The 14,189-nt window shown below is 61.9% G+C and carries 14 protein-coding genes; 8 read left to right on the forward strand and 6 right to left on the reverse strand.

Annotated features, from left to right (window positions below):
• The first annotated feature begins 63 nt into the window (after positions 1–63).
• The 5 genes from HK439_RS15700 (at position 64) to HK439_RS15720 (ending at position 5,035) form a co-directional block, all read left to right on the forward strand.
• The gene (locus HK439_RS15700; protein ID WP_190292476.1) at positions 64–624 is read left to right on the forward strand and encodes a F0F1 ATP synthase subunit delta; all 561 of its coding nucleotides are present in this window, start codon (positions 64–66) and stop codon (positions 622–624) included.
• Positions 624–2,153, forward strand: a complete 1,530-nt coding sequence (gene atpA / locus HK439_RS15705; protein WP_190292477.1) for a F0F1 ATP synthase subunit alpha — start codon at positions 624–626, stop codon at positions 2,151–2,153. Before HK439_RS15700 ends, atpA begins: the two co-directional genes overlap by 1 nt.
• Before the next feature lie 32 nt (positions 2,154–2,185).
• Positions 2,186–3,073 (forward strand): F0F1 ATP synthase subunit gamma, encoded by an 888-nt coding sequence (locus HK439_RS15710; protein WP_190292478.1) that lies wholly within the window; start codon positions 2,186–2,188, stop codon positions 3,071–3,073.
• A 25-nt stretch (positions 3,074–3,098) separates the two neighbouring features.
• On the forward strand, positions 3,099–4,523 hold the full coding sequence (gene atpD / locus HK439_RS15715; protein ID WP_209011862.1) for a F0F1 ATP synthase subunit beta: 1,425 nt from the start codon (positions 3,099–3,101) through the stop codon (positions 4,521–4,523).
• Between the two features lie 101 nt (positions 4,524–4,624).
• A complete protein-coding gene (locus tag HK439_RS15720; RefSeq protein ID WP_190292479.1) occupies positions 4,625–5,035 on the forward strand; it encodes a F0F1 ATP synthase subunit epsilon in 411 nt (136 codons plus the stop codon).
• Between the two features lie 142 nt (positions 5,036–5,177).
• Here the strand turns inward: HK439_RS15720 and HK439_RS15725 are convergent, their stop codons facing one another.
• The 6 genes from HK439_RS15725 to HK439_RS15750 form a co-directional block, all read right to left on the reverse strand.
• Entirely contained in the window at positions 5,178–5,387 is a 210-nt protein-coding gene (locus HK439_RS15725; RefSeq protein ID WP_190292480.1) for a hypothetical protein, read from the reverse strand.
• A 298-nt stretch (positions 5,388–5,685) separates the two neighbouring features.
• Complete coding sequence (locus tag HK439_RS15730; RefSeq protein WP_190292481.1) at positions 5,686–7,296, reverse strand: NTP transferase domain-containing protein; 1,611 nt, start codon at positions 7,294–7,296, stop codon at positions 5,686–5,688.
• Positions 7,296–7,988 carry an XdhC family protein gene (locus HK439_RS15735; protein ID WP_190292482.1) on the reverse strand — a complete coding sequence of 231 codons (693 nt, stop codon included), beginning with the start codon at positions 7,986–7,988 and terminating at the stop codon, positions 7,296–7,298. Before HK439_RS15735 ends, HK439_RS15730 begins: the two co-directional genes overlap by 1 nt.
• Positions 7,989–7,991: 3 nt before the next feature.
• Positions 7,992–8,621 (reverse strand): LysE family translocator, encoded by a 630-nt coding sequence (locus HK439_RS15740; RefSeq protein ID WP_190292483.1) that lies wholly within the window; start codon positions 8,619–8,621, stop codon positions 7,992–7,994.
• Between the two features lie 29 nt (positions 8,622–8,650).
• Positions 8,651–8,986 (reverse strand): XdhC family protein, encoded by a 336-nt coding sequence (locus HK439_RS15745; RefSeq protein ID WP_190292484.1) that lies wholly within the window; start codon positions 8,984–8,986, stop codon positions 8,651–8,653.
• Between the two features lie 132 nt (positions 8,987–9,118).
• A complete protein-coding gene (locus HK439_RS15750; RefSeq protein ID WP_190292485.1) occupies positions 9,119–10,729 on the reverse strand; it encodes a phosphoenolpyruvate carboxykinase in 1,611 nt (536 codons plus the stop codon).
• A 445-nt stretch (positions 10,730–11,174) separates the two neighbouring features.
• Between HK439_RS15750 and HK439_RS15755 the strand changes: the two genes are divergently transcribed.
• From HK439_RS15755 to HK439_RS15765, 3 genes are read left to right on the forward strand one after another with little or no spacing between them, the layout of a single operon-like run.
• Entirely contained in the window at positions 11,175–11,873 is a 699-nt protein-coding gene (locus tag HK439_RS15755) for a response regulator transcription factor (protein WP_190292486.1), read from the forward strand.
• Between the two features lie 11 nt (positions 11,874–11,884).
• A complete protein-coding gene (locus HK439_RS15760) occupies positions 11,885–13,699 on the forward strand; it encodes a sensor histidine kinase (RefSeq protein ID WP_190292487.1) in 1,815 nt (604 codons plus the stop codon).
• Positions 13,696–14,178: an HPr kinase/phosphorylase gene (locus tag HK439_RS15765; RefSeq protein ID WP_190292488.1), complete on the forward strand. Its 483-nt coding sequence runs from the start codon at positions 13,696–13,698 to the stop codon at positions 14,176–14,178. Before HK439_RS15760 ends, HK439_RS15765 begins: the two co-directional genes overlap by 4 nt.
• Positions 14,179–14,189: the final 11 nt, after the last annotated feature.

A 14,189-nucleotide genomic window follows, 5' to 3' on the forward strand; every position in this document is an offset into this window, starting at 1 on the left:
CAATGCCTTACGAGTGGGAAGCTGCTTAGTGGGGCTTGAAAGACGTCAGAGAGCTCGGACCTGGTGACTGACAACGTATCTCTCGTATCCGGCGTGGCTAAGCGATATGCGTCCGCCCTCCTCGATCTAGCCGAGGAAAGTGGCGCGACTGCCGACGTGGAACGGGATCTTGGCAAATTTGAGGGCTACCTCAATGAAAGCGAAGATCTCATCCGTCTCGTAAAGAGCCCGTCGTTCAGCGCTGAGGAGCAGATTTCTGCTCTGAGTGCGCTTCTGGACAAGGCCGGTATCACCGGCCTTGCGGCAAATTTTGTGAAGCTGGCGGCCCAAAACCGGCGCCTCTTCGTCCTTCCTGACATGATCAAGGCGTTCCGCGCACTGCTTGCCGAAAAGCGGGGTGAGGAAACGGCAGAGGTAACCTCTGCCGCACCGCTCTCGGACGATCATGTCAAAGCCCTGACGGAAGCTCTGGCTTCTTCTCTGGGCAAGTCCGTAAACATCGCAGCGAAGGTTGATCCTGCTCTGATCGGTGGCCTTGTGGTCAAGGTCGGATCCCGCATGATCGACACGTCTCTGCGTACCAAGCTCAATTCAATCAAGTTCGCGATGAAAGAGGTCGGCTGATGGATATTCGGGCCGCGGAAATCTCCGCTATCCTCAAGGACCAGATCAAGAGTTTCGGCCAGGAAGCCGAAGTTTCTGAAGTCGGTCAGGTGCTGTCCGTCGGTGACGGTATTGCTCGTGTTTACGGTCTGGACAAGGTCCAGGCCGGTGAAATGGTCGAATTCCCGGGCGGTATCCGGGGCATGGCGCTGAACCTCGAAACCGACAACGTCGGCGTCGTGATCTTCGGTTCCGACCGTGACATCAAGGAAGGCGATACGGTCAAGCGGACCGGCGCCATCGTGGAAGTTCCGGTCGGCAAGGGCCTGCTCGGCCGCGTTGTCGATCCGCTCGGCAACCCGCTGGACGGCAAGGGCCCGATCGAAGCCACCGAACGTCGCCGTGTGGACGTGAAGGCACCGGGCATCCTGCCGCGTAAGTCGGTGCATGAGCCGATGTCCACGGGCCTCAAGGCGATCGACGCCCTGATTCCGGTCGGCCGCGGCCAGCGCGAGCTGGTGATCGGCGACCGTCAGACCGGCAAGACCGCGATCATCCTCGACACCTTCCTGAACCAGAAGCCGCTGCACGCAAGCGACCACGAAGACGTCAAGCTGTACTGCATCTACGTGGCCGTCGGTCAGAAGCGCTCCACGGTCGCACAGTTCGTGAAGACCCTGGAAGACGCTGGCGCTCTGGAGTACTCCATCGTCGTTGCCGCAACCGCTTCGGACGCCGCTCCGCTGCAGTTCCTGGCGCCGTTCGCCGGCTGTGCGATGGGTGAATTCTTCCGCGACAATTCGATGCACGCCGTGATCGGCTACGACGATCTGACCAAGCAGGCCGTGGCCTACCGTCAGATGTCCCTGCTGCTCCGCCGTCCGCCGGGACGTGAAGCTTTCCCGGGCGACGTCTTCTACCTGCACTCCCGTCTGCTGGAGCGCGCTGCAAAGCTGAACGAAGACAACGGCCGTGGCTCGCTGACCGCTCTGCCGGTCATCGAAACCCAGGGCAACGACGTGTCCGCGTTCATTCCGACCAACGTGATCTCGATCACCGACGGTCAGATCTTCCTGGAAACGGACCTGTTCTACCAGGGTATCCGTCCGGCCGTGAACGTCGGTCTGTCGGTGTCCCGCGTGGGCTCGTCCGCTCAGATCAAGGCGATGAAGCAGGTTGCCGGTCCGATTAAGGGTGAACTCGCCCAGTATCGTGAAATGGCCGCTTTCGCCCAGTTCGGTTCGGACCTCGACGCCACCACCCAGCGCCTGCTGAACCGTGGTGCCCGCCTGACGGAACTCCTGAAGCAGCCGCAGTTCTCGCCGCTGAAGACCCAGGAACAGGTCGCGGTCATTTACGCCGGCGTGAACGGCTATCTGGATCCGCTGCCGGTGAACAAGGTTCGCGAATTCGAAGAGGCCTTGCTGCTGCACCTGCGCGGCGAACATGCCGATCTTCTGGACGCGATCTGGGAGAAAAAGGCACTCGATGACGAATTGACGGGCAAGCTCAAGGCCGTGCTCGACAACTTCGCCAAGAACTTCGCCTGAGAACGCAGTCGGGATAAGGAGCAGGGGCGGCCATGCCGAGCCTGAAGGACTTACGAAACCGCATCGCTTCCGTGAAGGCGACGCAGAAGATCACCAAGGCCATGCAGATGGTGGCCGCGGCGAAGCTGCGTCGTGCTCAGGAAGCTGCGGAGGCCGCCCGGCCCTATGCGGAACGCATGGAGCAGGTGCTGGCCAATCTCGCGGCGGCATTCGAAGGCCGTGACGACGCACCGAAGCTGATGGCCGGCACCGGCAACGACCAGGTTCATCTCCTGGTGCTTGCCACGGCCGAACGCGGCCTGTGCGGTGGTTTCAACACCAATATCGCCAAGCTGGCACGTGAAAAGGCGCGCAGCCTGATCGCCCAGGGCAAGACGGTGAAAATCATCTGCGTAGGCAAGAAGGGTTATGATGCGATCAAGCGGGACCTCGGTTCCCACGTCATCAAGACCGTCGACCTGCGCAATGTGAAAAATGTCGGGTTTGCCAACGCACACGAGATCGGCACGGATATCCTGTCGATGTATGCCGCGGGCGAATTCGATGTCTGCACGTTGTTCTATTCGAAGTTCAGGTCGGTGATCGCTCAGGAGCCGACGGCCCAGCAGCTCATTCCGGCCCATTTCGAAGCCGCGGAAGGGGCGTCCGATCAGGGCGGTGCCGCAGCGGTCTACGAATACGAGCCGGACGAAACGGAGATCCTCGAGGACCTCCTGCCGCGCAACATCTCCGTCCAGATTTTCCGGGGTCTCCTGGAAAATGCTGCAAGTGAACAGGGCGCGCGTATGTCCGCGATGGACAACGCGACCCGAAACGCGGGCGAAATGATCGAAAAACTGACGATCAGCTACAACCGCCAGCGCCAGGCGCAGATCACGACGGAACTGATTGAAATTATCTCGGGCGCTGAAGCGCTCTAACGGGATCGAGACGAGGATTAGGGATATGGCTGACAAACAGGTCGGACGGATCACCCAGGTCATCGGCGCCGTTGTCGACGTCAAGTTCGATGACCACCTGCCGTTGATCCTGAACGCTCTTGAAGTTGACAACCAGGGCGTTCGCCTGGTGCTGGAAGTTGCCCAGCACCTTGGCGAAAACACGGTTCGTACCATCGCGATGGACTCCACCGAGGGTCTGGTTCGCGGTCAGGAAGTGGTCGACACCGGCAGCGCGATCGAAGTGCCGGTCGGCGACGGTACGCTGGGCCGCATCATGAACGTGATCGGCGAACCGGTGGACGAAGCCGGCGCCATTCCGCATGAGGCCAAGCGCGCCATCCACCAGGATGCTCCGGAGTTCATCGAACAGTCCACCGAAGCTGAAATCCTGGTCACCGGCATCAAGGTCGTGGACCTGCTGGCTCCTTACGCCAAGGGCGGCAAGATCGGCCTGTTCGGCGGCGCCGGCGTGGGCAAGACGGTTCTGATCATGGAACTCATCAACAACGTCGCAAAGGCGCACGGCGGTTACTCCGTGTTCGCAGGCGTTGGCGAGCGGACCCGTGAAGGCAACGACCTTTACTGGGAAATGATCGAATCCGGCGTGAACAAGGAAGGCGGCGGCGAAGGCTCCAAGGCAGCCCTCGTTTACGGCCAGATGAACGAGCCTCCCGGAGCCCGTGCCCGTGTTGCTCTGACCGGTCTGACCGTTGCAGAACACTTCCGCGACCAGGGCCAGGACGTGCTGTTCTTCGTGGACAACATCTTCCGCTTTACCCAGGCCGGTTCCGAAGTGTCCGCTCTGCTCGGCCGTATTCCTTCGGCCGTGGGGTATCAGCCGACTCTGGCGACCGACATGGGCGCCATGCAGGAACGCATTACCACCACCACCAAGGGCTCGATCACGTCCGTTCAGGCCGTGTACGTCCCGGCCGATGACTTGACCGACCCGGCACCGGCATCGACCTTTGCCCACCTGGACGCAACGACGGTTCTGAACCGCTCGATCGCGGAAAAGGGCATCTACCCGGCCGTGGATCCGCTGGACTCCACCTCGCGTATGCTCGACGCCCGCATCATCGGCGAAGAACACTACGAAACCGCCCGTGCGGTTCAGGTGACCCTGCAGCGTTACAAGGCGCTCCAGGACATCATCGCCATCCTGGGCATGGACGAACTGTCTGAAGAGGACAAGCTCACCGTTGCCCGCGCCCGTAAGATCGAGCGCTTCCTGTCCCAGCCGTTCTTCGTGGCCGAGGTCTTCACCGGTTCTCCGGGCAAGCTCGTCGCTCTCGAAGACACGATCAAGGGCTTCAAGGGTCTCGTCAACGGCGAATACGACCACCTTCCGGAAGCGGCCTTCTACATGGTCGGCTCCATCGACGAAGCGGTCGAGAAGGCTCAGAAACTGGCTGCGGAAGCTGCCTGATAAGACAGTGATCGGGCGCGTGCCTTTCGGAAGCGCCCGTTCCGGAATTCGGACCGGCGGCCTTGCCGCCGTCCGCACCAGACTGACAAGGGACATGCCAAATGGCTGAGTTATTCCAGTTCGAGTTGGTCTCGCCGGAGCGTCAGCTCCTGTCCGAACAGGTTCTCGAAGTGATCGTGCCCGGTACCGAAGGTGAATTCGGCGTTCTGAAGGACCACAGCCCCTTCATGTCCACCATTCAGGCCGGTATTCTCAGGGTGCGCCGCGAGCAGGGCGCAGCGGCGGACGAATATTTCGTTCGCGGCGGCTTTGCCGATGTGGCAACCGGCGGTCTGACCGTTCTGGCGGAACAGGCGGTGCCGGTGGCCGACCTGAAGGTCGAGCACCTGGACGAGCAGATCAAGAACGCTGAAGAAGACGTCGCCGACGCCAAGGACACCGAGACCCTTCGCAAGGCCCAGGACACCCTGGCCCGGCTGATCGACATCAGGGAATCCATGAAAAAGATCTGAACCCTGCGCATCGTGCGTGAGGATAGGCTTTTGAAACGCGGCCCATCGGGCCGCGTTTTTGTATGTCCGGCTGATAGAATCGAGCCCATAAAAAAACCCGGCCGTTCGGCCGGGTTCAAAATCGTCAGATCGGAAACGTCGATCAGGCGGCGATGCGCTTGAACGACGTGCTGATGCCGTTGCTCGAACGGTTGCGGCGGCGCTCTTCCGGCGGGATGTAAACCAGGGCGCGGTGTTCGTCGCAGTAGGACACACCGGCTTCAACCCGGTTGTTGCACGGGAACGTGTAGTTGCCGGCATCGCCTTCTGCCCATTTGCAGCAACCGGGACGCGGGAGGCTCAATGAAGTCATGTTCTTTTCCTTTTTCTTCTCTTCTACGCGCGGCAAAAAAGCGCTCGAGCATCCTCTCTTCGAGGATCCGAACAGCCATTGCGATTATCGGAGTTATAGTCGCGTTCGCCGCGCGTAAATCCGCCCAATGGACGGTGAGCGCCGAACGCAAGAGTTAGATAGTGTAGCCGTCACAAAATTGCAATAGTTGCTCCGCATGGGCGCTCTGCGACTGATGCATAGCTTCGGCTATAGCTAAGCACATCTGTAGAAAGAGTGTTACCAGTCAGTTATTTATTGCAGATTGCGACCTGTCGTCTCAGCTGTCCAGCAATTTTCCGCCGGCCCGGGCCAATGCCTCGGGCGTATCCAGATCGAGACGGGCCGCCGAGCCGATCTCGTATTCCAGGACGAATTCCGGATTTTCCGCAATCAGGTGCCTCGCGCCGATATCGCCGTGCAGGGCCTTGAGGGCCTCGAAGAAGCGTTTGTCCCAAAGTACCGGATTGCCACGCTTGCCGTCCGCCGTCGCGGTCACGATCAGGGCGTCGGGACTGTCGGAGTACCTTTCGATCATGCCCTTCAGGGTGTCTGACGTGATCCCCGGCATGTCGGCAAGCAGAATGATGACCGCGTCCAGGGAAGGATCCAGCGCCTCCATGCCTGTGAGTATAGAGCCGGCCATTCCGTCGGCGAAATCCGGATTGTGGACGATATCGATGCCGAGTTCCGAAACCTCGGCGCCGATCTTCTCCGCCATGTGGCCGGTCACCAGAACGGTCTGCCCGAGATCCGCGCCCTGAGCGGCCTCCGCGGCGTGCCTGACCAGGCTCTTGCCGCCGATTTCGGCGAGCAGCTTGTTGGGGCCGCCCATGCGGCTCGACTTCCCGGCCGCCAGAATAATGGCGCCGATCTTCGGCTTGTCCGGCACTGTCTTGACCTCGCGCGGTTGCGGTCTTGTTCCGATCTCCATAAGCAGCCCGCCGACGCCCATTCCGGTAATGTCATGGGCGCTGACGTCCAGACCGGCGAGTTTCCGCTCAAGCACCCAGTCGAAACCGTTTTCCTTCGGGCTGCGGGCGCAGCCAGGCGCGCCGATCACCGGCAGGCCCTTGTAGGTGCCGATCATGAGCAGGTTGCCGGGGTCGACCGGCATGCCGAACTGCTCCACCGTTCCGCCCGCGCGTTCGATCGCCGCCGGCAGGATGTCCTTGCGGTCGACGACGGCGGAAGCGCCGAAGAGGATCAGGAAATCCGCCCCCTGGTCGGCAAGCCGCGCCATCGCTTCTGCAACAGCCTCTTCGCGGTGATCGACACGTTCCTCGGCGAGGATCGTGCTGCCGCTGGCGCCAAGCCGGGCTTCCAGCACGCGGCGGGTCTTGTCCATCGTGCTCGGCTTCAGGTGAGGAAGCCGGGTCGCGACCAGTCCGATCCTGTGGGCCTTGAAGGGCGCGACCTTGAGCGCCTTTGATATCCGCTTCTCAGCCTCTTCGACCAGGCGTCCCGAAACGGCGAAGGGAATGATCTTGGCGGTCGCGACCATGCGACCGGCCTGGACCCTGGCGTATTCGGGCAGGGTCGCGATGGTGATTGCCGGGTCGATCCGGTTCATCGCATCGATCGCTTGCCGGTCGATGACGAGAACGCCGGCCTGGTCCGCATAGAGATTGACCCGGCCCGTGAACGGTGCGTCACCGGTAAGCCCGCCGCCGTTGGCGGCTTGCGCGATCCGGTCGGCCGCCACATCCTCGCTGAGGTCGTCCGCCGCCAGGCAGGCCACGGTGACGCTCGCGATCCCTGCCTGCGCAAGCGCCCTGACATCGTCCGCGCTCAGCACGCGGCCTTTCTTGAACGTGCCATTGCCGGTCCTGGTGGAATGGGCGAGCACGCACCCTTCGGCTTCAAGGACGGGCCGCGGACCGAATTCCATCAGGCGGTCTCCGGCTCCTTGCGCAGGGCGGCAATGACCTTGCCGAGCACCGCGACCGCAATTTCCGCAGGCGAGGCCGCCCCGATGTCGAGTCCGATCGGTGCATCGATCCGGTCGATGTCTGCCTGCGGGATCCCGGCTTCCAGAAACCGCTCCACCCGTTTGGCGTGGGTCTTCCGGCTGCCGAGGGCGCCGACGTAGAAACAGCCTGCCTTCAACGCTTCCTGCAGCGGCAGGTCGTCGATCTTCGGGTCATGGGTCACCGCGGCAACGGCGGTGAAGGCATCAAGCGGTGCGTCCTTCAGGACGTCCTCGGGCCACTCGGCGATCAGCGTTTCCTTAGGGAAGCGCTCCTCTGTGGCGAAGGCGGTGCGCGGATCGATGATGGTCACGTCAAAACCGGCGATCTCCGCCATCGGCGCCAGGGCCTGGGAAATATGGACCGCGCCGATTATGACCAGCCGGGGCGGCGGTACGGATACCGTCAGGAACATGTTTCCGGCGTCCGTTTCGATCATGCCTGATTTGCCGGACCGGAAACGACGCACCAGTTCGTCGTGCAACGGATCGGCTGAGAAGTCGGATCTTTTCAGAACCAGGCGCTGCTCGCCGCTTGCCATGTCGGTGACGAGGATCGTCGCTCCTCGTGCGGCACGTTCTTCGTTGAGCGCGGAAAGAAGGGAAAGGTCCATGGGTCAGCCACGCTCCATTGCCAGTTTGAAGCCGAGTGCCACCAGGATCGACCCGGAGATCCAGCGGCTGACGTCCTGCCACCTGGAGGACTTGCGAAGCTGCTTTTGAACCTGGGAGGCAAACAGCACGGTGAAGACATCGGCCGACGAAAAGGACAGGTTCACGATCGTTCCGAGGATCAGGAACTGCGCCCACACCGGAAGGCCGGCATTGACATCGACGAACTGCGGCAGGAAGGCGATGAAGAACACTGCGGCCTTGGGATTGAGGATCTCCACGATCACGCTGTCGAAAAAGGCGCGCCGGCGGCTGCGCGCAGGCAACTGCGGCGTCGGCCCGGCCGTGGTGCGTGTCCGGATCATCTGGATGCCGAGCCAGACGAGATAGGCGCCGCCCGCGAGTTTCAGGCCGGCATAGAGGGTGGGCACGACCGCGAAGACGGCCGACAGTCCCAGGGTCGCGGCAATCACGTGGACATAGCAGCCGATATGGATGCCGAACGCGGCCCAGAAGCCGGCGGCACGGCCGCGCGACAATGTCTGTGCGGCGGTATAAAGCAGCGCCGGACCGGGAAAATAGGCGAAAAGAAGGGTCGCGGCGGCGAAGGCCATCAGGGTTTCAAAGGCGGGCATTGCGTGTATCCGGGTTGTCGCCTGATGCTTCAGGAAATCGGTTCGACATAGACGCTGATGCGTCCGCCGCAGGACAGTCCGACGCGCCATGCGGTTTCATCGGCGACGCCGAATTCCAGGGTCGTCGGCTTGCCGGTCTCGATCACGTCGATGGCTTCGGAGACCACGGCGCCCTCGACGCAGCCGCCGGAAACAGATCCCTCGAAATTGCCGTCCTCATCGATCACCAGGTGGGAACCGGTCGGCCTTGGCGCGGACCCCCAGGTCTCGACCACGGTCGCAAGGGCGACCTGCCGTCCGGACCGGCGCCATTCCTCGGCGGTGGCGAGCACATCGGTTGCTGAAGACTGGATGTCATGGGTCATGCGAACGTTCTCCCTTGCGGGAAATATAGACCTATTGAATTGAGATGAAAGCGGGTGTCGCGAAAATTGCGTAATGAAAAAGCGGCGCACCGTTTCCGGTGCGCCGCTTCTTGTCCGGGGTGTCCGGTCGTTTTATTCGGCGGCCGAGCGCAGCACCGGGGCGGCGTCGCGCACGTCGCCGTCCACATGCGGCTCGAAGGTCGCGAAGTTGTCGATGAACATCTGCACCAGCTTGGCGGCCTGGCGATCGAAGGCGTGCTTGTCGTCCCAGGTTTCCCGCGGGTTCAGGATCTTCGAATCGACGCCCGGTACTTCTTCGGGCACCGCGAAGCCGAAATACGGATCGGTGCGGAAGGTTGCGTCCTTCAGCGAGCCGTCGAGCGCGCCGGCGAGCAGCGTGCGGGTTGCCTTGATCGGCATGCGGCTGCCGACGCCGTAGGCGCCACCGGTCCAGCCGGTGTTGACCAGCCAGCAGTCGACGTTGTGCTCGGCGATCAGATCGCGCAGCAGGTTGCCGTACTGGGACGGATGCAGCGGCAGGAACGGGGCGCCGAAGCAGGTGGAGAAGGTGGCCTGCGGCTCCGTCACGCCACGCTCGGTGCCGGCGACCTTTGCGGTGTAGCCGGAAATGAACGTGTACATGGCCTGGGCCGGGGTCAGCTTGGCGATCGGCGGCATCACGCCGAAGGCATCCGCCGTCAGCATGATGATCGTCTTCGGCATCGGCGCCGTGCCGGTCAGGCTGGCGTTGGAGATGAAGTGGATCGGATAGGCCGCGCGGGTGTTTTCCGTCTTCGTGTCGTCGTCGAAATCCGGAATGCGGTTTTCGTCCAGAACGACGTTTTCCAGAACGGTGCCGAAGCGCTGGGTCGTGGAATAGATTTCCGGCTCGGCTTCCTTGGAAAGCTTGATCGTCTTCGCGTAGCAGCCGCCCTCGAAGTTGAAGACGCCGGTCTTGCCCCAGCCGTGTTCGTCGTCGCCGATCAGGGTCCGGTTCGGATCGGCGGACAGGGTGGTCTTGCCGGTGCCCGACAGGCCGAAGAAGATGGCGGTGTCGCCTTCGGAACCCACATTGGCGGAACAGTGCATCGGCATGACGCCCTGCAGCGGCAGCAGGTAGTTCAGGAAAGTGAACACCGACTTCTTCATTTCACCGGCATAGGACGAGCCGCCGATCAGCACGATCTTGCGGGTCAGGTCGCAGGCAATGACGGTTTCGGTGCGGCAGCCATGACGGTCCGGATCGGCCTTGAAGCTCGGCAGGTCGATGATGGTCATTTCCGGAATGAAGCTGGCGAGCTCGGAGATTTCCGGACGCAGCAGCAGGTTGCGGATGAACAGCGAGTGCCAGGCGTATTCAGTATAGACGCGAACCGGAAGCCGGTAGGCCTTCTCTGCGCCGCCGTAAAGATCCTGGGCGAAGAGCTCCTTGCCCTTCACGTGTTCGCGGAAATCGGCAAAGAGCGTTTCGAAATGGTCCAGCGACATGCGCTGGTTGTTGTCCCACCACACGGTGTCCGCGGTGTTGTCGTCGACGACAACGAACTTGTCCTTCGGAGACCGGCCGGTATGGATGCCGGTATCGGCGACCAGGGGGCCGTTCGCTGCAATCTGAGCTTCGCCGCGAGAGATCGAATGCTCGTAAAGTGCAGGCTCGCTCTGGTTCCAATAAATTGCCTTCAGACCGTCCAGTCCGAAAGTCTCGACGCCGTGAGAGCCATTCCTGACACCTACTTCCTGCATATCCCGCTGTCCTTGTGAATCTGGCGTGTGAATTTGGCGTTTCCTGCCTTAGGGGCGGCAAGTAATAATTTCTTAAGCCACGCCTTTGAGCGGTGGCGAAACTAGTTGATACGCAGGCATCCAACAAGACTGCGAGGCAATTGAATCGTCGGTTTAATCGATTAAATACAATCAACCTGCATGAGATGATTAATTTGTATTCCGAATAAAATCATTTCAGGAGTGCTGTTCACCTATCGGAGCGAGAATAGCCATTCATTTGGAACAGCATACGTAAATAGACGGATATTGGAGCCGCCGCTGCCGATTACTGCTCCGAGCAGGGCTCAAAGTGCCCGGAACTGTACGATTGCCATATTTTATGCGCATTTAGCAGGCCAAAGGCTAAATACCAGTTGAGGAGGCCGTTGTGCGGCCCGCCACTTGAAGGACACGGATCCAGATTATGCCGACGATTGCACTGGTCGATGACGACCGCAACATTCTGACTTCGGTTTCCATCGCCCTGGAGGCGGAAGGGTACCGGGTGCAGAGCTACACGGATGGGACATCGGCCCTGGAAGGGTTGCAGAGCGATGCGCCGGACCTTGCGATTTTCGATATCAAGATGCCGCGTATGGACGGCATGGAACTGCTGCGCCGCCTGCGCCAGACCACCGATCTGCCGGTCATCTTCCTGACCTCGAAGGATGACGAGATCGACGAGCTGTTCGGCCTGAAGATGGGCGCGGACGATTTCATCCGCAAACCGTTCTCGCAACGCCTGCTGGTCGAGCGGGTCCGGGCGGTCCTGCGCCGGGTCCAGCCGCGCGACGCCTCCGCGCCGCGCGATGCGGCCGACAAGCTCCTGGAGCGCGGTCAGCTCGTCATGGATCCGGAGCGTCATACCTGTACCTGGAACAACAAGCCGGTTACTCTGACGGTGACCGAATTCCTGATCCTGTCGGCGCTCGCGCAGCGTCCGGGCGTGGTGAAAAGCCGCAATGCCCTGATGGATGCGGCCTACGACGATCAGGTTTATGTTGACGACCGGACGATCGACAGTCACATCAAGCGCCTTCGCAAGAAGTTCAAGGTCGTTGACGACGATTTCGATATGATCGAAACGCTTTACGGCGTCGGTTACAGGTTCAAGGAGGTCTGAAGACCCCGTCCATGGCGGTAGAGAGCGAGAAGGCGGAAGTGACGGCCGCGCCGGAAGGCGCGCCTGAGCGGTCCCAGTTGCGCTGGCTTGGCAACAGAAGGATCCGGCGCCGGCTGCTCAACCGGTTCGGCCGGATTTTCGGCACCTATGTGCTGTCCTCCCTGACCCGCCGGATCGTTGCGATCAATCTCGTCGGCCTGGTCGCGCTCGTCATCGGCATTCTCTACCTCAACCAGTTCCGGGCCGGTCTGATCGACGCCCGGGTGCAGAGTCTTCTGACCCAGGGTGAGATCATTGCCGGCGCGATTGCCGCCTCGGCCACCGTCGATACCGGCGCCATCACCGTCGATCCGGAACGGTTGCTCCAGCTCCAGGCGGGCGAGAGCATCGCGCCGAGCAGCGACGATCTCGACACGCTCGATTTCCCGGTCAATCCGGAGCGGGTCGGACCGGTGCTCCGGCGCCTGATTTCTCCGACCAAGACCCGCGCCCGGATCTATGATCCCGACGGGATCCTGATCCTGGATTCGCGCCATCTTTATTCCAGCGCCCAGATCCTCCGCTTCGACCTTCCCCCGCCCAATGCGGAAGAGGACGGTCTCTGGGACAAGATCTGGCAATCGGTCAAACTCTGGCTGAGGCGGGGCGACCTGCCGCTCTATCAGGAAGTCGGCGGCGGCGACGGCCGCGCCTATCCGGAAGTGGAGGCGGCCCTTGCAGGGTCTCCGGCCAGCGTCGTCCGGGTATCCCCGCGCGGCGAACTGATCGTCTCCGTGGCGGTGCCGATCCAGAGGTTCCGTGCCGTGCTCGGCACGCTCCTTCTGTCGACCCAGGGCGGAGACATCGATGCCATCGTGCGCGCCGAACGCATTGCCATCATGCGTGTCTTCCTGGTCGCGGCAACGGTGACCACGCTTCTGTCGATCCTGCTTGCCGGCACCATTGCCGGACCTGTCCGGCGCCTGGCGGCGGCGGCCGAGCGGGTCCGCATGGGGTCGACCTCCCGACAGGAAATTCCCGAATTCGCCGAGCGCCAGGACGAGATCGGCCATCTGGCGCGGGCCTTCCGGGAAATGACCCACGCGCTCTACAACAAGATCGACGCGATCGAGCAGTTCGCGGCGGATGTGGCCCATGAATTGAAGAACCCGCTGACGTCGCTGCGCAGCGCCGTGGAGACGCTGCCGCTGGCGAAATCGGATCAGTCCAAGGCGCGGCTGCTGGAAATCATCCAGCACGACGTGCGCCGCCTCGACCGGTTGATCACGGATATTTCCGATGCCTCGCGCCTCGATGCGGAGCTGGCGCGCGCCGATGCGGAAGTAGTCGATCTGGCCGACCTGCTGCGCGCCATTGCCAACGCCGCGAACCAGCGCGCTGGTGGCGAGATGGCCGAAATCCTGGTGACCGTTGCCGATGCCCAAGGTGCGACGCCTTATCAGGTCATGGGTCACGATATCCGTCTGGGACAGGTGATCAGCAACCTTCTGGACAACGCCCGCTCGTTCTCGCCGGAAAACGGAACGGTGCGCATTGGCCTGAGCCGCTCGGCCTCCACGATCCAGATCACCATCGACGACGACGGCCCCGGCATTCGCGCGGAAAACACCGACCGTATTTTCGAGCGCTTCTATACCGACCGCCCCGACGGCGAAGGCTTCGGCAACAATTCCGGCCTGGGGCTGTCCATCTCGCGCCAGATCATCGAGGCTTACGGCGGAACGATCAGCGCGGCCAACCGGACGGAAGACGATCCCAAGACGGGCAAAAGCAGGGTTGCCGGCGCGCGCTTTACCATTTCGCTGCCCGCCAAGGCCGCGAAATGAGCGGGGCCGACGGGCTCCCCCCGACCGTTCATGCCGCCTGCGTCATCGTCGGAACGCGCGGCATTCTGCTGCGCGGCAAATCGGGCACCGGCAAGTCCAGCCTGTGCGATCTGCTGGTCGAGGCAGCAGGAAACAAGGGGCATTTTGCAGCTCATGTCTCCGACGACCGCACCTGTCTTCGCCGGGAAAACGGAAAGGTCGTCGCGTCGCCCGCCCCGACGATCGCCGGAAAACTGGAAGTGCGCGGCCTCGGGATCGTTGAGCTGACGAACGAGCCGGAGGCGGTGCTTCACCTTGTCGCCGATATCGTCCCTTCCGGGGAACTGGAAAGATATCCCGAGGAAGACGCGCGATCGGTCGAGCTTGAAGGCGTTGATCTCCCCTTTGTCGGGCTCGAGGAAGGCCGGCCGATGGAAAATCTGCGCCGTTTGCGCTGGAGGATGCGCGGGCTTTTCCCCAAAAGCCCCGACTACATCTGAGACGGAGGGCT

Source organism: Roseibium aggregatum, from assembly GCF_014692675.1.
GTDB classification, from domain to species: domain Bacteria; phylum Pseudomonadota; class Alphaproteobacteria; order Rhizobiales; family Stappiaceae; genus Roseibium; species Roseibium aggregatum_C.